This window comes from Shewanella salipaludis (assembly GCF_012911865.1).
In the GTDB taxonomy this organism is placed as follows: Bacteria; Pseudomonadota; Gammaproteobacteria; order Enterobacterales; family Shewanellaceae; genus Shewanella; species Shewanella salipaludis.
The window spans coordinates 26,958-47,833 of record NZ_JAAXYH010000005.1 but is presented as its reverse complement, the minus strand read 5'-3'; the positions used below and the strand labels follow the sequence as shown (position 1 = coordinate 47,833).

At 54.6% G+C, this 20,876-nt stretch carries 23 protein-coding genes; 4 read left to right on the top strand and 19 right to left on the bottom strand.

Annotation, left to right across the window (positions count from 1 at the left end):
• Positions 1-25: 25 nt before the first annotated feature.
• The 4 genes from HC757_RS08945 to nudF are packed head-to-tail and all read right to left on the bottom strand — an operon-like array spanning position 26 to position 2,568.
• Complete coding sequence (locus HC757_RS08945) at positions 26-601, bottom strand: YqiA/YcfP family alpha/beta fold hydrolase (RefSeq protein WP_169564005.1); 576 nt, start codon at positions 599-601, stop codon at positions 26-28.
• 42 nt (positions 602-643) lie between these two features.
• Entirely contained in the window at positions 644-1,483 is an 840-nt protein-coding gene (gene cpdA, locus HC757_RS08940; protein ID WP_169564004.1) for a 3',5'-cyclic-AMP phosphodiesterase, read from the bottom strand.
• 15 nt (positions 1,484-1,498) lie between these two features.
• On the bottom strand, positions 1,499-1,936 hold the full coding sequence (locus HC757_RS08935; RefSeq protein ID WP_169564003.1) for a DUF1249 domain-containing protein: 438 nt from the start codon (positions 1,934-1,936) through the stop codon (positions 1,499-1,501).
• Positions 1,937-1,956: 20 nt separating this feature from the next.
• Positions 1,957-2,568, bottom strand: a complete 612-nt coding sequence (nudF, locus tag HC757_RS08930) for an ADP-ribose diphosphatase (RefSeq protein ID WP_169564002.1) — start codon at positions 2,566-2,568, stop codon at positions 1,957-1,959.
• A 242-nt stretch (positions 2,569-2,810) separates the two neighbouring features.
• On the opposite strand from nudF, the gene tolC reads away from it, so the two are divergent.
• On the top strand, positions 2,811-4,127 hold the full coding sequence (gene tolC / locus HC757_RS08925) for an outer membrane channel protein TolC (RefSeq protein ID WP_169564001.1): 1,317 nt from the start codon (positions 2,811-2,813) through the stop codon (positions 4,125-4,127).
• Between the two features lie 61 nt (positions 4,128-4,188).
• Here the strand turns inward: tolC and HC757_RS08920 are convergent, their stop codons facing one another.
• The 3 genes from HC757_RS08920 to HC757_RS08910 are packed head-to-tail and all read right to left on the bottom strand — an operon-like array spanning position 4,189 to position 6,389.
• Entirely contained in the window at positions 4,189-4,923 is a 735-nt protein-coding gene (locus HC757_RS08920; protein ID WP_169564000.1) for a TIGR04219 family outer membrane beta-barrel protein, read from the bottom strand.
• 2 nt (positions 4,924-4,925) lie between these two features.
• Entirely contained in the window at positions 4,926-5,897 is a 972-nt protein-coding gene (locus HC757_RS08915) for a DUF2333 family protein (RefSeq protein WP_169563999.1), read from the bottom strand.
• Positions 5,898-5,909: 12 nt separating this feature from the next.
• A complete protein-coding gene (locus tag HC757_RS08910) occupies positions 5,910-6,389 on the bottom strand; it encodes a copper chaperone PCu(A)C (protein WP_169563998.1) in 480 nt (159 codons plus the stop codon).
• Positions 6,390-6,418: 29 nt separating this feature from the next.
• Between HC757_RS08910 and HC757_RS08905 the strand changes: the two genes are divergently transcribed.
• Entirely contained in the window at positions 6,419-7,156 is a 738-nt protein-coding gene (locus HC757_RS08905) for an enoyl-CoA hydratase-related protein (RefSeq protein ID WP_169563997.1), read from the top strand.
• Positions 7,157-7,282: 126 nt separating this feature from the next.
• On the opposite strand, the gene HC757_RS08900 is transcribed toward HC757_RS08905, so the two are convergent.
• From HC757_RS08900 to dnaB, 5 genes are all read right to left on the bottom strand, one after another.
• Positions 7,283-7,483: a PspC domain-containing protein gene (locus HC757_RS08900; RefSeq protein WP_169563996.1), complete on the bottom strand. Its 201-nt coding sequence runs from the start codon at positions 7,481-7,483 to the stop codon at positions 7,283-7,285.
• A gap of 131 nt (positions 7,484-7,614) precedes the next feature.
• A complete protein-coding gene (locus tag HC757_RS08895; protein WP_169563995.1) occupies positions 7,615-7,914 on the bottom strand; it encodes a hypothetical protein in 300 nt (99 codons plus the stop codon).
• A 226-nt stretch (positions 7,915-8,140) separates the two neighbouring features.
• Entirely contained in the window at positions 8,141-9,118 is a 978-nt protein-coding gene (gene dusA / locus HC757_RS08890; protein ID WP_169563994.1) for a tRNA dihydrouridine(20/20a) synthase DusA, read from the bottom strand.
• 201 nt (positions 9,119-9,319) lie between these two features.
• Positions 9,320-10,399 (bottom strand): alanine racemase, encoded by a 1,080-nt coding sequence (alr, locus tag HC757_RS08885; protein ID WP_169563993.1) that lies wholly within the window; start codon positions 10,397-10,399, stop codon positions 9,320-9,322.
• Between the two features lie 50 nt (positions 10,400-10,449).
• Positions 10,450-11,856, bottom strand: a complete 1,407-nt coding sequence (gene dnaB, locus HC757_RS08880) for a replicative DNA helicase (RefSeq protein ID WP_169563992.1) — start codon at positions 11,854-11,856, stop codon at positions 10,450-10,452.
• 129 nt (positions 11,857-11,985) lie between these two features.
• On the opposite strand from dnaB, the gene HC757_RS08875 reads away from it, so the two are divergent.
• Positions 11,986-14,184 (top strand): S46 family peptidase, encoded by a 2,199-nt coding sequence (locus HC757_RS08875; RefSeq protein ID WP_169563991.1) that lies wholly within the window; start codon positions 11,986-11,988, stop codon positions 14,182-14,184.
• Positions 14,185-14,365: 181 nt separating this feature from the next.
• Here the strand turns inward: HC757_RS08875 and rplI are convergent, their stop codons facing one another.
• Genes rplI through rpsF form a run of 4 tightly spaced genes read right to left on the bottom strand, consistent with a single transcriptional unit; the run spans position 14,366 to position 15,815 of the window.
• Positions 14,366-14,818 carry a 50S ribosomal protein L9 gene (gene rplI / locus HC757_RS08870; RefSeq protein WP_169563990.1) on the bottom strand — a complete coding sequence of 151 codons (453 nt, stop codon included), beginning with the start codon at positions 14,816-14,818 and terminating at the stop codon, positions 14,366-14,368.
• Between the two features lie 41 nt (positions 14,819-14,859).
• On the bottom strand, positions 14,860-15,087 hold the full coding sequence (gene rpsR, locus HC757_RS08865) for a 30S ribosomal protein S18 (RefSeq protein ID WP_169563989.1): 228 nt from the start codon (positions 15,085-15,087) through the stop codon (positions 14,860-14,862).
• 12 nt (positions 15,088-15,099) lie between these two features.
• Entirely contained in the window at positions 15,100-15,405 is a 306-nt protein-coding gene (gene priB, locus HC757_RS08860; RefSeq protein WP_169563988.1) for a primosomal replication protein N, read from the bottom strand.
• A gap of 8 nt (positions 15,406-15,413) precedes the next feature.
• A complete protein-coding gene (rpsF, locus tag HC757_RS08855; RefSeq protein WP_169563987.1) occupies positions 15,414-15,815 on the bottom strand; it encodes a 30S ribosomal protein S6 in 402 nt (133 codons plus the stop codon).
• Positions 15,816-16,029: 214 nt separating this feature from the next.
• Here rpsF and HC757_RS08850 point away from each other — a divergent pair, with 214 nt between their 5' ends.
• On the top strand, positions 16,030-16,773 hold the full coding sequence (locus tag HC757_RS08850) for a DUF481 domain-containing protein (RefSeq protein WP_169563986.1): 744 nt from the start codon (positions 16,030-16,032) through the stop codon (positions 16,771-16,773).
• A gap of 103 nt (positions 16,774-16,876) precedes the next feature.
• On the opposite strand, the gene rlmB is transcribed toward HC757_RS08850, so the two are convergent.
• Genes rlmB through HC757_RS08835 form a run of 3 tightly spaced genes read right to left on the bottom strand, consistent with a single transcriptional unit; the run spans position 16,877 to position 20,738 of the window.
• Complete coding sequence (gene rlmB, locus HC757_RS08845; protein ID WP_169563985.1) at positions 16,877-17,617, bottom strand: 23S rRNA (guanosine(2251)-2'-O)-methyltransferase RlmB; 741 nt, start codon at positions 17,615-17,617, stop codon at positions 16,877-16,879.
• On the bottom strand, positions 17,618-20,077 hold the full coding sequence (rnr, locus tag HC757_RS08840) for a ribonuclease R (protein WP_169563984.1): 2,460 nt from the start codon (positions 20,075-20,077) through the stop codon (positions 17,618-17,620). It lies immediately after the preceding gene.
• A gap of 40 nt (positions 20,078-20,117) precedes the next feature.
• Positions 20,118-20,738, bottom strand: coding sequence for a tetratricopeptide repeat protein (locus HC757_RS08835; RefSeq protein ID WP_169563983.1), 621 nt, complete (start codon positions 20,736-20,738; stop codon positions 20,118-20,120).
• Positions 20,739-20,876 lie beyond the last annotated feature (138 nt).

Below are 20,876 nucleotides of genomic sequence, written 5' to 3'. Positions count from 1 at the left end.
TGGTGCGGCCCTACATGTCTGTTTGTCAAGGCAAGCATAGGAATTGACTCATGCGCTGCAGCTGTTGCTCATACCCCACAAAACTGTGGTCGCCGCCGGCTTCGATATGCAGTTGGCAGCAAGCATACTTATGCAGCGCCGCTCTGTAATCCAATACCTCATCGCCGGTTTGCAAGCATACCAAAAAACGCTCCGGATTACGTATAACCTGAGTATCGAATTGTACCAGCTGTTGCTTATGCTCGGGCAAGACCCGATAACTCTCCCGGGTATAGGGGTTGTATTGGATGCCGATGAAGTCGTCAAACAAGTCGAAGGGTCTCACCGCCGGGTTGATTAGGGCTGCCCTGCCACCGTAGCGCTCGGCCAGATAGCTGGCATAATAACCGCCGAGAGACGAGCCTATGTAAGCCAGAGGCTCGCCGGCCTGCACTTGTGTTTCCACCAGCAGACAGAGCTCCGCCATCGCCACCTCGGGCGCTGTGGCCAGTTGTGGTTGATAGAAGCGTAACCCTGGATGATGTTGCGCGATAAATTGTGCCGTCACCCTGCCTTTATCCGACAGGGGAGAGCTGTTAAACCCATGTATATAGAGCAGCATATGTCCTCACGCTGCGGTCAACACTAGCTATGTCACGCTAACTCAATAACCGCCGGCTTCAGCATCGGCACGGAAACGATTTCCCGGCACACGATACACTTGGGTGAGAATGCTACCATCCACTCTTAACTCCAGCAAACGATAACCAGGCTGGCGCTCATCTAAAGTGAATTCCGGCGCCAATGGCGCAAATTGAATGCAACTTGAGGGGGTCGCCAGGAGTTTAATCTGTCCATGGGGGCCCTGATACTGGCTGTCCATGGCCTGGTGCACATGGCCCCAGAGCAACGCCTTGACCTGAGGATAGGCAGCTACCCTGGTGAGCAAGTCGGTACCATTGGTCATCCAGTGCTTATCCAGCCAGGCACTGTTGAGCAATACCGGGTTGTGATGCATCACCAGAAGTACATGCCGCGCCGGCTCGGCGGCGATGGCCTGTTCGATCAACTCAAACTGCTCTTCGGCCATGAAACCGCCGGCCTTGCCCGGCACGGTCGAGTCCAGCATCAGTATCTGCCAGCATCCCAGCAGGATGCGTTGCTGGGCGAAGATGCCCTGGTGGCGCATATGCGCCGCCATGACGCCGACATCGTCGTGATTACCGGGTAAATAGTGACAAGGTAATCCCAGGGGGGTGACCAGCTCGACAAATTGTCGATAGGAGCCTGGAGAATAGTCCTGGCTGATATCGCCGGTCGCGAGCAGCAGCTCTGGCTCATGGTGCGCATCTTGAATACAGTCGAGCACCGCGGTCAGGCTGGCGGCGGTATTGACCCCCAGCAGCCGGGTATCTGGGTCGGCAAACAGATGGGGATCTGTGACCTGTACTAAACGCACATTCAGATCATCCGGCACGGAATAAGAGACTGCTGGTTTCAGCACATTGATTACCCAAGGTTAAGACTGGCAAACACGGGGTCGACAACCTATCTTCAATAACTCTTCCAGGAAGGCGTTGACCCGGTACTTTTCATCGCTGTGATGCATATGTTGATTGGGGTAATCATACACCGGCCGCAGGAGGTAAATCTGTTGACCAGTTAACACTTCTGCCAATTTGGCATCGTGGTAGACTCTCACCTGCACTCTTGGGGGCGCGAAAAATGCCGAATCAGGCAGTTGCCTGGATATTTCAACCAGTTGAGTATATTTGGTATTTTCCAGCACTCGCACCATAAGCACCCCGAACGCCCCCTCGACCATGCAAGGGGAATCCAGGCTCAGCTGCAGCGGCAGCCACTTCAAAATGTGGCCATAATTGCGACCGCATAGCGCCAGGAAATCGCTCACATTGGGCTGGTATCTGGGTTTATGTCGGGATATCGACTTAGTCACCTCAGGCTTTCCCCTTCAAGTTAACGGCTTGGAATTAATTGGCGATGATGCAACTCGAGCCATTGCAGCCCTATCACGGTAGAGGCGTTGTCTATCTCGCCGGTTTCCACCTTAGTATACGCTTGCTCACGGCTGAGCACATGTACTCTGATGTCTTCATGTTCCTCCTTGAGGCCATGCAGCCCGGCGGCCTGAGTCGCGTCGATACTGGCCAGATAGAAATAGAATCGCTCCGAGGTGCCGCCCGGACTGGCAAGATAGCTATTCACTTCGCGCATCCCGGTTGCCGTCAGGCCTGTCTCCTCCAGCAATTCCCTGTGCGCCACCTCCTCCGGCGCCTCCCCCGGGGCTATCATGCCGGCGACCAGCTCCAGCAGCCAGGGGGATTCAGAGGTCGCCAGGGCCGGCAGGCGCACTTGCTCTATCAACACCACCTGATCTGTGCTGGCGTCGTAGGGTAAGACCACCACGGCATGACCGCGTTCGAACACTTCGCGGGTCACCACCTCACTCCAGCCACCGGCGAAGAGTCTATGTTTGAAGCTGTAAGCCTCCAGGCTGAAGAAGCCCTGATAGAGGGACTCTTTGCCCAGGACTTGCACATCATTTTTGGTGAATTTAATCAATTTCATCGTCCCATCCCATGGTGTAAATTCCTCTCTATTATCAAAGGAATTTGCCACATAGTTAAAATAAAATCTGTTACACTTCCGAGTTGACTTGAAAAGCCGAGTTTTTTTACTATACCGCTCGTCAAGTTATAGCTGTATCGGGAAGCGTCGGGAAGCGCAAACCGCCTTGGTAAAGGCATTACTTAGTCTTACGAAGTTAACATGTTCCTCCAGCGGGGGATTTTGTCTAATAAGGACAGCAAATGAAATTCAAGATCCGTACTTTATGTGCAGCACTCACTCTGGCTGCCTCAGCCTCTGCAGTACAAGCCGACGATTTATTGCAGATTTACCAGCAAGCCCTGACCAACGACCCTGTCCTGCTACAAGCCAAGGCCCAGCGTGATGCCTTGTACGAAAGTATCGAAGAAAACCGCGCGCCACTGCTGCCAACCATCAGCGCCAGCGTGGGTTACGACAAGGCCTGGAAAGACCCCGGAAAAGACACCAGCGGTGTGACCGGCAGAGTGAACCTGGATCAGATCATCTATGATCACAGCGCCTGGGTCGGTTTATCCCTGGCCGAGAAGGCCGCCTCCCAGGCAGATTCTGCCTATGCCTCTGTGCTGCAGAATGTCATCATACGCGTCACTTCGGCCTACTTCGATGTGCTGACGGCCAAAGACAACTATGAGTTTCAGGGTGCCGAGAAACGCGCCATCGAACGCCAGCTGGAACAAACCAAGCAAAGATTTGCCGTAGGCTTGACCGCGATCACAGATGTACATGAGGCACAGGCGCAATACGACTTAGCCTCGGCGGCAGAAATCCTGGCGGAAAACACCCTGCTCAACAGCTACGAAGCGCTGCGGGAAATCACCGGCATAGATCACCAGAACATAGACATACTGGATACCCAACGTTTCTCCGCCGGTACGCCGGCACCGGCGGCCTCATCCGATTGGATTAAGATAGCCGAAACCAGCAGCCTGGATCTGATGGCCCAGCGCATCGCCAAGGATATCGCCCAGGAAACCATTACCTTGTACAAGGCCGGCCATATGCCGTCATTGAGCTTGAATGCCGGCTACAGCAAGGGCATAGAACAGAAGACGGGCAACGTCGATGATCCTGACTTCGACAACTCCAGCATAGGGGTGACGCTGAGTATCCCTATTTTCCAGGGTTTCAAGGTCAGTTCTCAAGTCAACCAGGCGCAATATCAATATGTTGAAGCGAGTGAAAAGCTGGAGCAGATCCATCGCCGGGTAGTGAAGGATGTACGCAACAACTTCAATAACGTCGGTGCCTCCATCAGCTCGATCCGTGCCTACGAGCAGTCTGTGGTCTCCTCCGAGAGCGCACTGAAGGCTACTCAGGCAGGCTTCGAAGTCGGTACCCGTACCATAGTCGACGTGCTGAACCGCACCCGTGACCTGTACGACTCCAAGCGCAAGCTGTCGGATGCCCGCTACGGTTACATCAATTCTATCATGGCGCTGAAACAAGCCGCCGGCACCCTGAATGAAGATGACGTACTGGCGATCAATAACGGTCTGAAGACGACAGAGAAGATGTAACTGCTCTGCTATGCCCATAAAAAAACCGCCTGAATGGCGGTTTTTTTGGGCTCGGATTCGGTTAGAAGGCAATTTCCAAACCGGCAAAGTAGCCATCGAACTTCATGTTGGCACTGATGCCAGAGAAGCCATTGACGTCGAAGTTGAAGTCGCGGTAGCCGGCACGCACACGATAATCCAGCGCCAGACCATCGAATTCCCATCCCAGACCGACGGCATAATCATAAACGCTGGACTCGTTCAGCCCGCTCAGCACATCGGCAAAGCCGTACAGCCCCATGCCAGGGATGCCCACCTTAGCGCTGGCGTAGCCCATGGTCACACCGCTGTCTATGTCCTTCTCTTGCGGATGGCTGTTTTCCACACGAATAGCGCCATGCATCAGCTTGTAGGCCGCGCCCAGATCCAGAGACACCAAATCATTGTCCAGCAACTCATAGTACAAGACAAAATCTGTGTTGCTCAGATCTGTGTTGGCCCTGACATCGCCGCTGAAGCTGTCGCCATTAAACATGAAATCGGCACCGGACATCAGGCCTTTTTCTTCCACGCGGTTCTCACGGATCATGGCATTGGGAATGAAGGGAAGCGGATGCTCGACCGCGATCCAGACACTGCCCTGAGCCGATGAGTCGTAGGCAAACTCCTGCTGCTGGCCGTTGTCTGCCGAGAAACTGCCACTGGCATCTGCATGCCAATAATCGCCGCCGACTTTAAAGCCAACCAGGGTGGCGGCCTGAATGGAAGTGGCCGCAAAAGAACTCAGCAAAGCAGCGGCAAGGAATGTTTTTTTCATAATTAACCTTGAGATAGCAAGTTAGTTAAATCAATCACCGCGGCATTCGCCCGGGACACGTAATTAGCCATGACCAATGAATGGTTGGCGACAAAGCCAAAGCCGCTTCCGTTGAGTATGATGGGACTCCAGACTGTTTGTTGGGTCGCCTCAAGCTCACGAATGATTTGTCGCAAACTGACCTCGGCATTCTTCTTTTTCAACACTTCGGCAAAATCAATTTCTATGGCGCGCATGAAGTTGAGCAGCGCCCAGGAGGCACCACGACTCTCGTAGAAGACGTCATCTATCTGCCACCAACTGGTCTTTATCTGGCTGCTCGCCATCCCTGGGGTAGATTGGCGCGCTGCGCTGTCACCGGACAAGTCCGTGTTCAACCTTTCCTGACCTACGCTGGCGGACAGACGTTGTGACATGCTGCCCAAGCGCTTCTGAACTTCCTTGAGCCATTCGTTGAGGTTGTCGGCACGGGCATAAAATTGGGCATCTGGGTGGTTGATATCGCTGATCCTGGCACGATACAACTTCAACAGCTTAATGGCTTCGCGGTACTCGCTCTCGGCACTGGGCACCAACCAGCTGGTATGATCTATGTTCAGTTTGGCCTGGGCCGCGGGCAAGTCTTTATCCGCAGTGGACTGGGACTGGGAACGGCTGAACTCGTTGCGCATGATCAGCGCCAGATCCCTGGCCTGCTCCAGTGCGCCGAATTCGAACGCCGGCATATTATCCATCATCAGGGACGGGGGGATGACATCGTTGGATAACCAGCCGCCCTGCTTATCCAGCAGGGTTTCCAGTGTCACAATCAGAGAACTGGTGGTGGCGTAACCGACGATCGGCTTGCCCTCATCCTGAACCAGCTGTTGCGGGGTAAGCGCATCCGGCTCGACGCTCCACCAGACAGAAATAATGTAGAAACACAGCAATAACAACGCCGTCAGTCCAAGCAGTTTTTTCCATGTCATTTGCATCTAATGCACTCCTTAATGATGGTGATGCTCATGCTGCATGGCTGCATCAGCCTGTTTCAACACGGGCAGAGTCACGCTAACCGGCTCACCCGGCTCCAATATGAGCTCCAGCCTGACCTCTTGAGCCACCGCCAACAGCGCCTTGAGGCCAAGCAGCATTATGTGGCTACCCGACGGACTCAACACCAAGGTGCCATGGGCGGGGATCTCGAATCCATCGACGCTGCGCATTTTCACCATGCCTTGCTCCTCGATGAGCGTATGCAATTGCGCCTCCCGCGCAATATCTGTCCTGATGCCCACCAAGCGTACCGCCCGATCTGTGTCATTAGCCAAGGTCAGGTAGGCGGCGCTGTTAGGCACACTGGCCGGCATGGCGCGGATATGACCTTCGACCAGAGTGATGTCGGCTAAAACGGGAAATGACAGACAGGACAAGGCAGCGAACTTAAACATCTGTTTGAATATTGGTCTCAATGTCTTAAACTCCATGTAACCCCAATTCGTATGAGGAAAAACGAATGAGTCATATACAGGTTCAGGATGATCAGGGCGTGCGTATCATCAGCTTCAACCGCCCGGATAAACGTAACGCACTCGATCTCGATATGTATAAGCAGCTGACAGAATACCTGATCGCAGGCGAGGCAGACAACGACATTCGCGCCTTTATGATCCACGGCCAACAGAATTGCTTCACTTCGGGCAACGATGTTGCAGACTTTTTAAAAAATAGCGACTTAGGTCCCAACCATCCCGCCGTGCGTTTCTTATTTTGCTTACTCGAGCTGAAAAAGCCTTTGGTCGCCGCCGTTTCGGGCGCCGCGGTAGGCATAGGCACTACCCTGCTGCTGCACTGCGATCTGGTATATGCCGATGAGACGGCGCAATTCCAATTGCCCTTCGTGAACCTCGCCCTGGTGCCCGAAGCCGGCGCCAGCCTGTTGCTGCCCGAACTCGTAGGCTACCAGAAAGCGGCCGAGCTGCTGTTGCTGGGAGAAAGCTTCGATGCCAATACGGCCCATGAACTCAGGCTGGTCAATGCCCTGGTCGCGCCGGATGCCTTGCTGGCACATGCCCTGGATAAGGCGAAGAGGTTGGCGGCTCAACCACCACAGGCATTACAGGCCACCCGTCAGTTGATGCGGCCCCATAAGCACAGGGTACAACATCAGATGCATCAGGAGTTGGAAGAGTTCGGTATTCGTCTGGGCAGTGATGAGGCCAAAGCCAGATTTCAGGCCTTCCTCAGTAAATAGTAGTACTCACTGTTGCGGCATGTAGGAGCCGGTCCCTGTGGCTGGCTCCGAGGCGTACAGGACGTAAAATCCCGATCCTATCCCCAGATGAGCAGTGACGCCCGAGTTCAGCCCTTGGCTGCGAGATTAAATGCGCTGTTTCCAATCAGACACCAGCAGCGCCAGGACAAAATACACCAGCAGACTCAGGCCGGGATTAATCAATAGGGCCCCCAGCCAGGCACATCGGGTCCAGAAGCATGACCAACCAAACTGGGTCGCCATGCCGGCGGCGACACCGCACACCAGGCGTTGTTTATCTGCAAAACGTTTCTTGATCGATTTCATAACCACCTCGATTCGGACCTAGTCTTCATAAAATTTATGCCACTGCAGCCGACACACCAACCAGGATGCGACGATAAATCCCAGCATCGGCAGCAGTAGCAAGGTCGCTAACGTCTGTGCCTGCCACATACTCAATCCTTCTGCTTGGCATTGACTGCCAGGGTCTCGGATTGCGGCATCTCACTCGCTTTACTCGCCTCGGCATTCTGATTGAAATCATAGATGCTCTCGGCCAACTGGGTCCGCAGTGACAGGGTCAGCTCGCGTTTGGCGCCGGTCAGTATTTCCTGTGCCTGCTCGGACATATTTTGCTCCACAGCGCTCACCAGCTCGTTGGCTTGTAAAACCTCGGCATTGGCCCCGAAACCCAGGCCAATGCTGCCGAGCAGCAAACCCCTTGTCAGTATTGTCTTCACATTTGTGTTAATCATGATGTCGTCCCTTTCGCTTGTTAACTAATGACACCAGGACTAATACAAGGGACGTGCCAAGTTTCAACATCGGCATAGTTAATTGAATATAAAGGTTAAATTTATAAAGATATTGGCTTGCTGTTGCAAAGGTAAGCGCGGGGCGAGTAAGGGATTGGTGAAAATAACCAAGGCAATAGTTATTTTCACCAAGACATAGGAGTGTATTCTAGCGGCATGAACTGGACTAAATACCGGCCTGCATTGTCTGCAGCGCCTGCAGCACTACTCGGGTGTCGGCACCGGGTCTATGGGCATTTTCACTCAGGTAGCGACGCCAGCCACGGGAGCCGGGTAAGCCCTGAAACAGGCCGATAATATGGCGTGTGATATGATTCAGGCGGCCCCCTGTCGCCAGATGGGCCTCGATATAGGGCAACATCTTGTCGATAACCTCTTCCCGGCTCAATGCCGGCGCCGTCAAACCACAGAGCCGGCTGTCGACCTCGGCCAGCATGTAGGGATTCTGATAGGCCTCGCGTCCCACCATGACGCCATCCAGGTGTGTCAGGTGTGTCTTGGCCTGCTCCAGGCTGGTGATACCGCCGTTGAGACTGATGTTCAGCCCTGGATAGTCTTGCTTGAGTCGATAGACCCTGGCGTAATCCAGCGGCGGGATCTCGCGGTTTTCCTTCGGACTCAAGCCCTGTAGCCAGGCCTTGCGCGCATGTATGGTGAAGGCGCTGCAGCCCTTGGCCTGCACCGTGTCTATGAAGTCGGTGAGAAACTCATAGCTGTCCTGCTCGTCTATGCCTATGCGCGTCTTGACTGTCACAGGAATGTCTACCACTTGTTTCATGGCGTCGACACATTCGGCCACCAAGGCGGACTCGGCCATCAGGCAGGCACCGAAGCGGCCATTTTGCACCCTGTCCGACGGGCAGCCCACATTCAGGTTGACCTCATCGTAGCCACGTTGTGCCGCTAAGGCGGCACACTTGGCCAAATCTTCCGGGTTGGAACCACCCAGTTGCAGCGCCAGTGGATGCTCCTCCCTGTTATAGGCCAAATAGTCGCCGCGCCCATGGAGTATGGCACCTGTGGTCACCATCTCGGTATAGAGCAGCGCCTTGGACGACATAAGACGCGCAAAATAACGATAATGACGGTCGGTCCAATCCAGCATGGGGGCGATGGAAAAGGTGCGGTCTAATTCAAGCGACATAGGGTTACCAGTGTTATGTGAGTCAAAGCTTAAGCCTGTGGCGGTTGCGCGGCCACAGCGGGGGCGTATTTTACACTGCAAACCCGCAAAACGACAGCAAAGTAGCGAGGGAGCTTCCGGGGCCATCAGCCGAATAGGCTCGATGATGTGACAATCCCGAATAAGGCTGGCGGCTAAGCTGACTCAACTTGAGCTGGCGATTCAGGTCAGGCACACGGCCACTCTGGGGGTCAGTTTGGTCACAAGTTCGTAGGCTATGGTGCCTATGTACTCGGCCACTTCCTCGACAGGTAACTGAGGCCCCCACAAGACGGCGTCGTCACCGACCTTATCTGTCGCATCTTTGCCCAGATCTACCGTCAACATATCCATGGATACCCGCCCGACGATAGGCACCCGCCGACCATTGACCCACACAGGGGTGCCGGGAGGGGCATTGCGCGGGTAGCCATCGCCATAACCTATGGCAACCACGCCCAAGCGGGTGTCCTGCTTGGCGGTCCAATGACAGCCGTAGCCTACGGGTTGCCCGGCGCCATGTTCACGCACCGCAATCAAGGAGGAAACCAGTTGCATTGCGGGCACCAGGCCATGATTGGCACCGCAATCTCCGATCACGGGCGAAACACCATAGAGAGCGATACCGGTACGGATCCAATCCCCCTGGCTCTCGGGCCAATACAAGGCACCGGCCGAGTTCGCCAGGGTACGCTCACCCGGCAGTCCCTGGGTGAGGCTGTTGAATAGCTGCACCTGTCTGGCGGTAAAGTCGTTGTCCGGCTCATCCGAACAGGCGAAATGGGTCATCAGATGAATGGGTTTGGCCACCTGAGGACAGGCCATTAACCTGGCATACACCTCGGCAAATTGCTCGGGGGCAAACCCCAGCCTATGCATGCCGGAATCGATTTTCAGCCAAACGCTAACCGGCTTGGCCAGCACCGCCTGCTCCAGCATCTGCAGCTGGGACTCGTGATGCACCACTGTCTCTATGTCGTGGGCCACCAATAGGGGAAGATCTGCGCCGCGAAATACGCCTTCCAGCAGCAGCAGCTTGGCGCTCACCCCGCCTTCCCTCAGCTCCAGGGCTTCTTCCAGACGTGCCAAGCCGAAGCCATCGGCGTTTTTGTTCAGGCACTGGGCGACATTCAACAGCCCATGGCCGTAGCCGTTGGCCTTGACCACGGCCATCACGCGACTGGCGGGGGCTATCTGGCGCAGTCTGGCCAGGTTGGTTTGCAAGGCGCTACTGCTTATTTCTGCACGGGGAAAAGGTTTCAAAAATTTGCCTTGTGGTCACGGAAAATAAAAATACTGCCGGCTCGGCCAGCTTAGTCTTCTTCAAACTGAGGGCCGGCGTAATTGTCGAAACGCGAGAATTGCCCCTGAAAGGTCAAGCGCACCCTGCCTATGGGGCCATTACGCTGCTTACCTATGATGATTTCCGCCGTGCCCTTGTCTTGGGAATCGTTGTTATAGACCTCGTCACGATAGATGAACATGATGAGATCCGCATCCTGCTCGATGGAGCCGGATTCACGCAGATCCGAGTTGACCGGGCGTTTATCGGCACGCTGCTCGAGCGAGCGGTTCAGCTGTGACAGGGCGATGACAGGGATCTCCAGCTCCTTGGCCAACGCCTTGAGGGAGCGGGAGATCTCGGCGATTTCCAGGGTACGGTTATCCGACAATGCCGGCACCTGCATCAATTGCAGGTAATCTATCATGATCATCGACAGTCCGCCGTACTCGCGGGCAATACGACGGGCGCGGCTGCGCACCTCGGTCGGCGTCAGACCCGAGCCGTCATCTATATACATCTTGCCCTGTTCGAGCATGATCCCCATGGTGGAGGACACCCGTGCCCAGTCGTCATCGTCCAGCTGGCCGGTACGTATCTTGGTCTGATCGACGCGGCCGAGCGAGGCCAGCATACGCATCATGATCTGTTCCGAGGGCATCTCGAGACTGAAGATCAGCACAGGCTTGTCTTCATTGAGTGCCGCCTGCTCACACAGGTTCATCGCGAAAGTGGTCTTACCCATGGACGGACGGGCGGCGACGATGATCAAGTCACCGGACTGGAAGCCGGCGGTCATCTTGTCGAGATCACCGAAGCCGCTGGAGACTCCGGTCACACCGTTATGAGGGTTGTTATACAGCTGTTCGATCTTATCGACGGTTTTTTCCAGAATGGTCTTGATGCCTTCCGGGCCTTCGTTGGCATTGGTACGCTGCTCGGCAATCTTGAATACCTTGCTCTCGGCCAAGTCCAGCAAGGCGCTCGAGTCGCGACCCTCGGGATTGTAGCCGGCGTCGGCTATCTCGTGTGCCACGCGGATCATCTCCCGCACCACGGCACGCTCGCGCACGATTTCGGCGTAGGACAGTATGTTGCCGGCACTCGGGGTATTCTTGGCGATCTCCCCCAGATAAGCGAAGCCACCGGCTTCTTCCAGCTGGCTTTCAATTTCCAGCTGCTCGGAAACTGTGATCAAATCGATCGGCTGACTGGTTTCGATCAGCCTATGCATGGCCGAGAAGATCATCCTGTGGGAACGGGAGTAGAAGTCTTCTTTCACCACCGCCTCGGCGACCTTGTCCCAGGCCTCCGCATCCAACATCAAGCCGCCGAGCACAGACTGTTCGGCTTCTATCGAGTGAGGTGGCAATTTAAGCGCATCTATCTGTGCATCTCTTGGCTTGCTCTTCGGCTTAAAAGCACCTTGCTGTGACATTCATACTCCCAGTTTCCAACGGCTTTACAAAATATGCTATAAAACGGGTCAAACAAGACGGAACCTAGCAAGATAGCTAACTCTTGGCCCCATCTCAACGGACTATCTAAAAATAAATAAGGAATCAATATGCGTAATCCCTTGGTTGCAGCCCTGCTCCTGACATCCGGCATCTGCTATGCCGATGAAGGTCAGTGGCAACCCTATCAAATGCCCGCGATCGCCGAGCAACTCACGGAACGCGGCATAGGCATAGCCGCCGAACAACTGGCCGATCTCGGCCGTTATCCCATGAATGCGGTCGTCGGGCTGGGCTATTGTACCGCCAGTTTTGTATCCCCCCAAGGGCTAGTTGTCACTAACCATCATTGCGCCTATCGCGCCATTCAATACAACAGCAAGAAAGAGCACAATTACCTGGAACAAGGCTTTCTGGCCAACAGCTTAGCGCAGGAGCCTTCGGCAGGCCCCAATGAGCGCCTCTATATCACCCAGGCGGTGACAAATGTCACGGACAAGGTGATCTCAGACTTGAGCCAGCAACCACTGGCGCGTTACCAGGCCATACAGGCCAACAGCAAGGCACTGGTCAAGGCCTGTGAAGCCGACGAAAATTATCGCTGTTCGGTGCGCAGCTACCATAATGGCTTGGAATATTACCTGATCAAACAGCTCATCATCCGCGATGTGCGCCTGGTGTATGCACCACCGGCCAGTATCGGGGCCTACGGTGGCGACATAGACAACTACGAATACCCAAGGCACTCGGGTGATTTCAGCTTTCTGCGGGCCTATGTCGGCAAAGACGGTCAACCCGCCGGCTATGCCGCAGATAACGTTCCCTACCAGCCAGAGAGCTATCTGAAAATCAACGCCGACGGAGTCAAGGCAGGTGACGGTATCCTGGTCGCAGGTTACCCCGGCTCGACCAGTCGTTATAGCCTCACCAGCGAACTCAAGTTTGCCAGCGACTGGCTCTACCCGCTCCAAGCCAAACGTTATCGCCAACAAATAGACACAATAACGACCATGGGTGCGGCCGATGCCGATGTTGCCATCAAATATGCCGGCACCCTGGCGTCGATGGCGAACCGGATGAAGAAACTCAATGGTCTGCTCGATGGCTTCAGGGCCACGGACATAGCGGCTATCAAGCAGCAGCGCGAAAATGACTACCAGCAATGGCTGACGCTGGCAGGCGAAGCCAGTCAGGACTCGCTCCCTCGACTGGAAGCCTTGCTCGAACAGGCACATCGACAGCAACGAGCGCACTACTTCTTCGATAATGCCCAATCCAGCACCCTGTTGACCACGGCCAACAGCCTGTACCGCTTGGCGAAAGAACGCCAAAAAGCCGATGCCGAGCGTGAGCCAGGCTACCAGCAGCGAGACATGAAGATGTTTACCGCGCGCCTCAAACGCATAGACACCAGCTTCGATGCCAGTGTCGACAAGGTCCTGTGGCAGCAGGACTTGGAGGCCTACCTGGCCCAGGACAAGAGGGTCGCCGCGCTCGATGAACTGCTTGGCAATCAGAATAAGGCTGCCAGCCTGAGCGACAGGCTCGACGGTCTCTATGCCCTGACCTCACTCACGGACAGGGCTCAGCGTCTTGAATGGATGAATGCCGAGGTCAGCGCCTTCGAGAGCAGCAGCGATCCCTTCATCCGCTTGGCCGTTGCCTTGTACGACACCAACATGGCGCAGGAGCTGGCCGAGAAAACACTCGAAGGTCAACTGTCCATCGCCCGTCCAGAATATATGAAGTCGGTGATTGGCTACTACAAGGCCAAGGGCTGGCCCGTGTACCCGGATGCCAACGGCACCCTGAGGATCACCTATGGTGTGGTCGATGGTTACCAGTCCCGCGATGCCCTCTACAAGCAGCCGTTCACCCGCCTCGAAGGCATAGTGGCGAAACACACAGGAGTTGCGCCTTATGATGCACCTGCTAAACTGCTCGAGGCCATCAAAGCCAAGCGTTATGGCAGCCACAAGGTAGCAGAGGTCTATCGGGACTCACGCGGCTGGCTCTGCCGTCTGCTGTCCTGCGCTCAGGCACACCCCGCCTTCGATTCTGTGCCGGTTAACTTCCTCTCCAGCGCCGATACCACAGGCGGCAACTCGGGTTCACCCGTGCTCAACGGTAAGGGGGAGCTGGTTGGTTTGAACTTCGACTCCACCTATGAGGCCATCACCAAGGACTGGTTCTTTAACCCCGGCATCACCCGCGCCGTGCATGTGGATATCCGCTACATACTCTGGATGATGGAGGAAGTAGATCACGCAGATAATTTGCTAACAGAGTTGGATTTGGTGAGAAACTAGCCCGAAGCAGGAGCTGGCGGGCACCGGCTCCTGTTGTGTCGTTTCAACGCGCAACCGCTCCCAAAGACACACTATAGTTAGCTAACGAAACGCATCCAATCCTTAACAGCACCGAATCTTGGCCGACAGGCATAAAAAAACACCGCCCTGGGGCGGTGTTTTTTTATCAAGCTAAGTTCGATTAAGCTTCTGCAACTACAGACACTTTAACGACAGCTTTAACTTCTGTGTGCAACTGAACTTCAACTTCGAAGTCGCCAGTAGTACGCAGAGCGCCTAATGGTAAACGAACTTCTGATTTAGCCAGTTCAACGCCGGCAGCAGTCACTGCATCGGCGATGTCACGGTTGCCAACTGAACCGAACAGTTTACCTTCATCACCGGCTTTAGAAGCGATAACAACAGCTTCCAGAGCAGACAGTGCTTCGGCACGTTGGTTAGCAGCAGCCAATTCGGCAGCCAGTTTAGCTTCTAACTCGGCGCGACGCGCTTCGAAAACTTTAACGTTTCCTTCGTTAGCAACAACAGCTTTACCTTGTGGCAGCAGGTAGTTACGAGCGTAACCGGCCTTAACTGAAACTTGGTCACCCAGATTACCCAGGTTAGCGATCTTATCAAGCAGAATAACGTTCATTATCAAATCCTCTATATTCGATTAGGAATTAATACTGGCAATTACTGATGTAAATCAGTGTATGGCAGTAGAGAAAGATAACGAGCACGCTTGATTGCACGAGCTAGTTGACGCTGGTATTTAGCACTAGTACCAGTGATACGGCTTGGAACAATTTTGCCACTTTCAGTGATATAGTTCTTCAGAGTTACAATATCTTTGTAATCGATCTCAGTAACACCTTCAGCGGTGAAACGGCAGAACTTGCGACGACGGAAATAACGTGCCATTTTGACAGTCTCCTAAGATTTCAATTCGACATTTTCGGCATGCAGTACCAGACGATTTTGACCATTACGACCCTGTTGTAGTGTCATGAAGCCTTCGACCCGTATCTCCACACCTGCTTTTAATTCATCTGCGACGCTTTCAAAGCGCGGGCCACTCAAGACCACTTGTATCTGGCAGTACACATTTCTGAGCATCTCTGCTTCATAGCGCTGCGATTTGTGTTCCAGCATGATCACACTGTGTGCAATGCCTGCCGGGCTGTTAAAGCATCGGGAACGGGTTATGGTTCCTGATAACACCAAATGATTGGTGGTCACAGATAAACTTACTCAGCGTTTTCTTCAGCGTTTTCTCTAGCGTCATCAAATGATCTTTCGCCAGCTGGGCCACGACGTGAATCGCGCTCATCTTTTGCTTTAGCCATTGGTGATGCTTCGGTGATGGCAGCTTTAGTACGCATAACCATGCTACGCAGAACAGCGTCATTGAAACGGAAAGCTGTTTCTAGCTCGTCAATTGTCTCTGCCGCTGCTTCAACGTTCAACAGAACGTAGTGAGCTTTATGCAGGTCTTGGATTGGGTAAGCCAGTTGACGACGGCCCCAATCTTCCAGGCGGTGGATTGTGCCGTTAGCTGCGGTGATAACACCTGTGTAACGCTCAATCATACCTGGTACTTGTTCACTTTGATCTGGGTGAACCATAAATACGATTTCGTAATGACGCATTTATTGCTCCTTACGGTTAAGTAGCCTCGGTATTGGCTCAGTCAGACCAAATGGAGGCAAGGAACGAAATAAAGTGACTGAATTAGGCGCGTGATAGTACATAAACCCGGCATGAAATTCAAGCAATAACTTTGCTGTCAAAAGCAATCCGGGTATCATGGCGCCTCATCTGGATCCGGGATCTTAAAATAAACTCCGACTAAGAATAAAAAGCATGTTACGAGCCATATGTATCACCAGTCTTCTTTGCCTCGCACTTCCGGCCTTCGCCCTGGTTCCCCCGGATTATCAGGAACCACCGAGTGATTTCACCGCTGAAATAGAGGCAGGATTTCAACTCAACACGGGCAATACCGAGTCCAGCAGCTTCAATGGCAGGACCATGCTGGTGTATGACACCCAAGTCGCCAAACAGGAAGGCACCTTCAAGGCCTACTTCGCCTCCGACTCGGAAAAAACCACTTCAGAGAAGTATAATGTACAGTTGCAGTCCAGCCTGAAACTCGATGGCGGCTACATCTTCGGCCGCGGCGAACTGACTTGGGACCAATTCGGCAGTTACACCCGCATCTACACCTTGTCCAGCGGTTATGGTTTCGATGTTATCAGCAGCGACAAGACCAAGTTCAGCCTCGAAGTCGGCCCGGGTTACCGCTACAACCTGCCTGCCGCCACAGACACGGATCCCGATCCGGCCGCCAATAAGGACCTCATCTTGCGTACCGCGGCCAAGTTTTCCCAGAAGCTGCAGGAATACACCAGCCTCAATGCCGATCTCACCGCCGAAGCGGGTGAGGATAACAGCACCCTGACCCTGGAAATGAACTATAAAAATCTGCTGTTTCAAGACTGGGCATTCAAGATTGGCGTCAACGTCAAATACACCGACGTGGTACCTGAAGACAGCCAACAGACAGATACCATCACCACCTTCAATCTGCTCTATACCTTTCAATAAGAGCCACTGCGACCCATAAAAAACGGGACCGGCTAATGCCGGTCCCGTTTTTTCATTGATGGCGGCCCACTTTCGTCGCCTGCCCTATTCGGTGCAACGCCCGTTACCCCAGGCGCTGGCGCACAGCCTCGAACAAGCACACGCCGGTGGCTACCGACACGTTGAGGCTGGAAACACTGCCCGCCATGGGGATGGAGACCAAGGTATCACAGCCCTCACGGGTCAGGCGGCGCAGGCCCTTGTCTTCGGCGCCCATGGCGATGGCCAGCGGTCCCTTGAGCTCGGCCTGATACAATTCGCAATCTGCTTCGCCCGCGGTACCTATGATCCATATGCCCTTGTCCTGCAGATGGCGCATGGTACGAGCAAGATTGGTTACCTGAAATAAAGGCACAGTCTCGGCGGCGCCGCAGGCCACCTTGCTGACGGTGGAGGTCAACCCGACCGAGTTGTCTTTGGGTACTATGATACCCTGCACGCCGGCGGCGTCGGCATTGCGCAGACAGGCCCCCAGGTTATGGGGATCTGTGACCCCATCCAAGATCAGCAGGAAAGGCACCTCGGTGATGGCCAGCAATTCATCCAGATCCGCCTCGTTCAAGACCTTAGCGGCCTTAACCCGTGCGACTATCCCCTGGTGTTGGCTGCTCTGGGCCTTATCGTCCAGCACTTTGCGGGACGCCAGTTGCACAGTCACGCCGAAGGCCTCGGCCCTGGCGACCAGGGGCTGCAAACGCTCATCGTCGCGCCCCTGCAGCAACCAAAGCTCGATGATCCGCTCCGGGCTGGTGCTCAACAGGGCTTCGAAGGCATGGATCCCAAAAATCATATCTTGTTTTTTCATTTACTTCTTTCTCGTGCGCCGCTTGGCGGTCTTTGGCTTCTGGTTCTGGGCCGTGTCTTCAGTGGTCGCCTTGGTCTTTGGCTTATCGCCGGCATGCCCCTTGGGCTTGCGCTCCCCGGCCTTGGCCCTGCCGCCTGCGAGTTTGGCACCTTCACGATTGACACGCTCCCTGGCGGTCAAGGGCTTTTTGCCGCCGGCTTTACGCCGCCCCTTGGCTTCATCACCCAGCATGATGAGATCTATCTGCCTGTCGTCCAGGTTCACCGCGGCCACCTTCACCATCACGGGATCACCCAGCTGATACACCTTCCTGCTGTTCTCACCTATCAGGCGTTGGCGCATGGGATCGAATTGGAAATAGTCACTGCCCAGGCTGGAGATATGCACCAGGCCGTCGATGAACAGGTCGTTGAGGCGCACAAACAGGCCAAAGCTGGTGACCGAGGCGATCACGGCCTCGAAGCTGTCGCCGACATGATCTTGCATGAACTCACACTTGAGCCAGTCGCTGACATCGCGGGTCGCCTCATCGGCACGCCGCTCCGTGTTGGAACACTCTTCACCGAGTGCATCCAACTCATCGAGCTGATAATGATAGCCGCCATCCTGAGTCCACTTGGCGGAACTCGTGTCTTGCTCTCTCTTCAGCAGGTAACGCATCACCTTAGCCGCCGACTCGCCGACACTCGATTGCTGCTTCTTGGTGAGTAGATAACGTATCACCCTATGCAACACCAGATCCGGGTAGCGGCGAATGGGCGAGGTAAAATGCGCATACTCCTCCAACGCCAGACCGAAATGGCCCTCGTTATCGGGCGTGTATACCGCTTGGCGCATGGAGCGCAGCAACATGACCTGGATGAGTTCCGCATCTGGCCTGTCGGCAATTTTCAGCATCAGGTTCTGGTAATCCGCCGGGGTCGGCTCCAGGCCACCGTCCATGCTCAGGCCACGTTCGGCCAGGAATTCTTTGAAATTCGCCAGCTTCTGTTCCGATGGCGCATCATGTACCCGGAACAAGACTTCGCCCTTGTGCTTCTTGACGAATTTAGCGGCCGAGACGTTGGCCAAGATCATGCATTCTTCGATGATCTTATGGGCCTGATTGCGCGCCCGTGGCACTATCCTGTCTATCTTGCGCTGCTCATTGAAAATGAACTGGGTCTCAACCGTTTCGAAGGCGATCGCCCCCCGCTGTGCCCGCTGCTCATCCAATGCCAGATACAGAGATTGCAAACATTGCAGGTGCGGGAATAAGCTCTCATGCTCAGGCGCTATCGGGCCGCCTTCCAGCATGGCCGCAACCTGGGTATAGGTGAAACGGGCATGGGAGTTCATCAACGCCGGATAGAACTTATAGCCAGAGAGCTTACCTTTAGCCGAGACAGTCATCTCGGCCACCATGCAGAGACGATCCACATGGGGGTTCAGTGAACACAGGCCGTTGGAGAGCTTCTCCGGCAGCATGGGGATCACCTGGGATGGAAAATACACAGAGTTGCCGCGAGCACGGGCTTCGGTATCCAGCGCCGAGTCGGTGCGCACATAATGACTGACATCGGCGATCGCCACCCATAGGCGCCAGCCACCGCCGGTCTTCTTCTCGGCATATACGGCATCGTCGAAGTCCCGCGCATCTTCGCCGTCTATGGTCACCAGCGGCAGTTGACGCAAGTCGATGCGACCGGCTTTATCCGCTTCCGTCACTTCATCGGGAATGCGGCGCAGCTTCTTCTCTATCACGGGTGACCAGGTATGAGGCAGATCATAGTTGCGCAGGGCGATTTCGATTTCCATGCCCGGCGCCATCTGCTGTCCCAACACTTCGGTGATCTTACCCGCAGCCTTGACGAAACGGCCGGGCCGGCGGGTCAGTTCGACCACCACCACATCGCCGTGACGGGCACCGTTCTTATCTTCACCGGCGATGAGGATTTCCTGGGTGATACGCTTGTCATCGGCGACGACGAAGGCCATGCCCGAGTCCACATGATAACGTCCAACCAGAGCGGCACTGCGAGGTTCAATCAAACGTACCAGGCGAGCCTCGCCGCGGCCACGGCGATCGACACCGGCCTTCTGCGCCAGCACCTTGTCGCCGTGAAAATACATCTGCATATCGCGGTTGGAAATATAGAGATCATCCCCGCCCTCGTCCGGCTTGAAGAAACCGAAGCCATCCCTGTGACCTATCACAGTACCGCTGAGCAGATCCATGCGTTCGGGCAGGCCATAGCTCTGGCCACGGGTAAACACCAACTCACCATCACGCTCCATGGCACGCAAACGGCGACGCAGGGCTTCGAGCTGATCTTCCTCGGTGATCTGCAGGGCGACGGCTATGTTGTCACGGGTGATAGGGGATTTCTGGGAGCGCAAGTAGTCGAGAATATACTCACGGCTTGGGATGGGTTTGTCGTATTTATCCTGTTCACGCTCAAAATGAGGGTCTTTGATCATTCAATATCCAAATATGTTGTCTTCGCTCTGGCGAAGTCTGTTAGCGGGGACGCAGATGCTCCTGCTGAGCCCGCTCCACTGCACTGGCAGGCATTCTCTTGGCTAACACCTGCAATAATTTCAATGCTTTCTCTTTCGTCGCGTCATCACTGAAAACATCGTTATACAACCAATGATAACCCAATTCGTAATCTCTTGGGCTGCCATGTCCCTGGCCGAACAAGCCGACCAGCATGAGCCTTGCCGGTAAGTCACCGTTGGCTGCCGCGGGCAATACATAATGTACCGCCTTTTCCTTATCCTGGATCACGAACTTACCGTCGCGGTAATATTCGGCAATCCGCACCATGGCTTCGCTACTGCCCTGCTCGGCCGCATCGCGCAACAGGGAAATACCCCTGGGCGGATTGGCCTTCACACAGATGCCAAAATTAAGCATTTCCCCCCAAAGGTATTGATACAGCGGCTGTTTCAACACTTCTGCCCTGGCTTCAATATCTTGCAACAGCTGACAATCGTCTTTCTTCACCTTGGTTAAATACTGCTTGCTGCGGATCAGCTCCAGCAACTGCTCCTGGCTGTAAACATCCACTGCCTGGGGCTCGGCTCGGCTGATTGACGCTGAAACTAACAACAATATGAGTGACACAATACGCAGCATAACGGCTCTCGATGACGATGGGGTTACTCTATGCATCGGCAGTATAACTCATTTCTTGAGCCATGACTGAATTTCAAGCACCGGCAACCCGGGTAAAGCACAGGCAAGAAAAAGGCCGCTACTGCGGCCTTTATGACT

Bases quoted from the DNA above. Each gene is read 5' to 3' on its own strand.
- rnr (WP_169563984.1), bottom strand. From the start codon at position 20,077: ATGATCAAAGACCCTCATTTTGAGCGTGAACAGGATAAATACGACAAA.
- HC757_RS08920 (WP_169564000.1), bottom strand. From the start codon at position 4,923: ATGAAAAAAACATTCCTTGCCGCTGCTTTGCTGAGTTCTTTTGCGGCC.
- dnaB (WP_169563992.1), bottom strand. From the start codon at position 11,856: ATGTCACAGCAAGGTGCTTTTAAGCCGAAGAGCAAGCCAAGAGATGCA.
- rplI (WP_169563990.1), bottom strand. From the start codon at position 14,818: ATGAACGTTATTCTGCTTGATAAGATCGCTAACCTGGGTAATCTGGGT.
- HC757_RS08835 (WP_169563983.1), bottom strand. From the start codon at position 20,738: ATGCTGCGTATTGTGTCACTCATATTGTTGTTAGTTTCAGCGTCAATC.
- HC757_RS08850 (WP_169563986.1), top strand. From the start codon at position 16,030: ATGTTACGAGCCATATGTATCACCAGTCTTCTTTGCCTCGCACTTCCG.
- tolC (WP_169564001.1), top strand. From the start codon at position 2,811: ATGAAATTCAAGATCCGTACTTTATGTGCAGCACTCACTCTGGCTGCC.
- rpsF (WP_169563987.1), bottom strand. From the start codon at position 15,815: ATGCGTCATTACGAAATCGTATTTATGGTTCACCCAGATCAAAGTGAA.
- HC757_RS08945 (WP_169564005.1), bottom strand. From the start codon at position 601: ATGCTGCTCTATATACATGGGTTTAACAGCTCTCCCCTGTCGGATAAA.
- HC757_RS08900 (WP_169563996.1), bottom strand. From the start codon at position 7,483: ATGAAATCGATCAAGAAACGTTTTGCAGATAAACAACGCCTGGTGTGC.
- rlmB (WP_169563985.1), bottom strand. From the start codon at position 17,617: ATGAAAAAACAAGATATGATTTTTGGGATCCATGCCTTCGAAGCCCTG.
- HC757_RS08875 (WP_169563991.1), top strand. From the start codon at position 11,986: ATGCGTAATCCCTTGGTTGCAGCCCTGCTCCTGACATCCGGCATCTGC.
- rpsR (WP_169563989.1), bottom strand. From the start codon at position 15,087: ATGGCACGTTATTTCCGTCGTCGCAAGTTCTGCCGTTTCACCGCTGAA.
- HC757_RS08910 (WP_169563998.1), bottom strand. From the start codon at position 6,389: ATGGAGTTTAAGACATTGAGACCAATATTCAAACAGATGTTTAAGTTC.
- nudF (WP_169564002.1), bottom strand. From the start codon at position 2,568: ATGAAATTGATTAAATTCACCAAAAATGATGTGCAAGTCCTGGGCAAA.
- HC757_RS08915 (WP_169563999.1), bottom strand. From the start codon at position 5,897: ATGCAAATGACATGGAAAAAACTGCTTGGACTGACGGCGTTGTTATTG.
- dusA (WP_169563994.1), bottom strand. From the start codon at position 9,118: ATGTCGCTTGAATTAGACCGCACCTTTTCCATCGCCCCCATGCTGGAT.
- HC757_RS08895 (WP_169563995.1), bottom strand. From the start codon at position 7,914: ATGATTAACACAAATGTGAAGACAATACTGACAAGGGGTTTGCTGCTC.
- HC757_RS08905 (WP_169563997.1), top strand. From the start codon at position 6,419: ATGAGTCATATACAGGTTCAGGATGATCAGGGCGTGCGTATCATCAGC.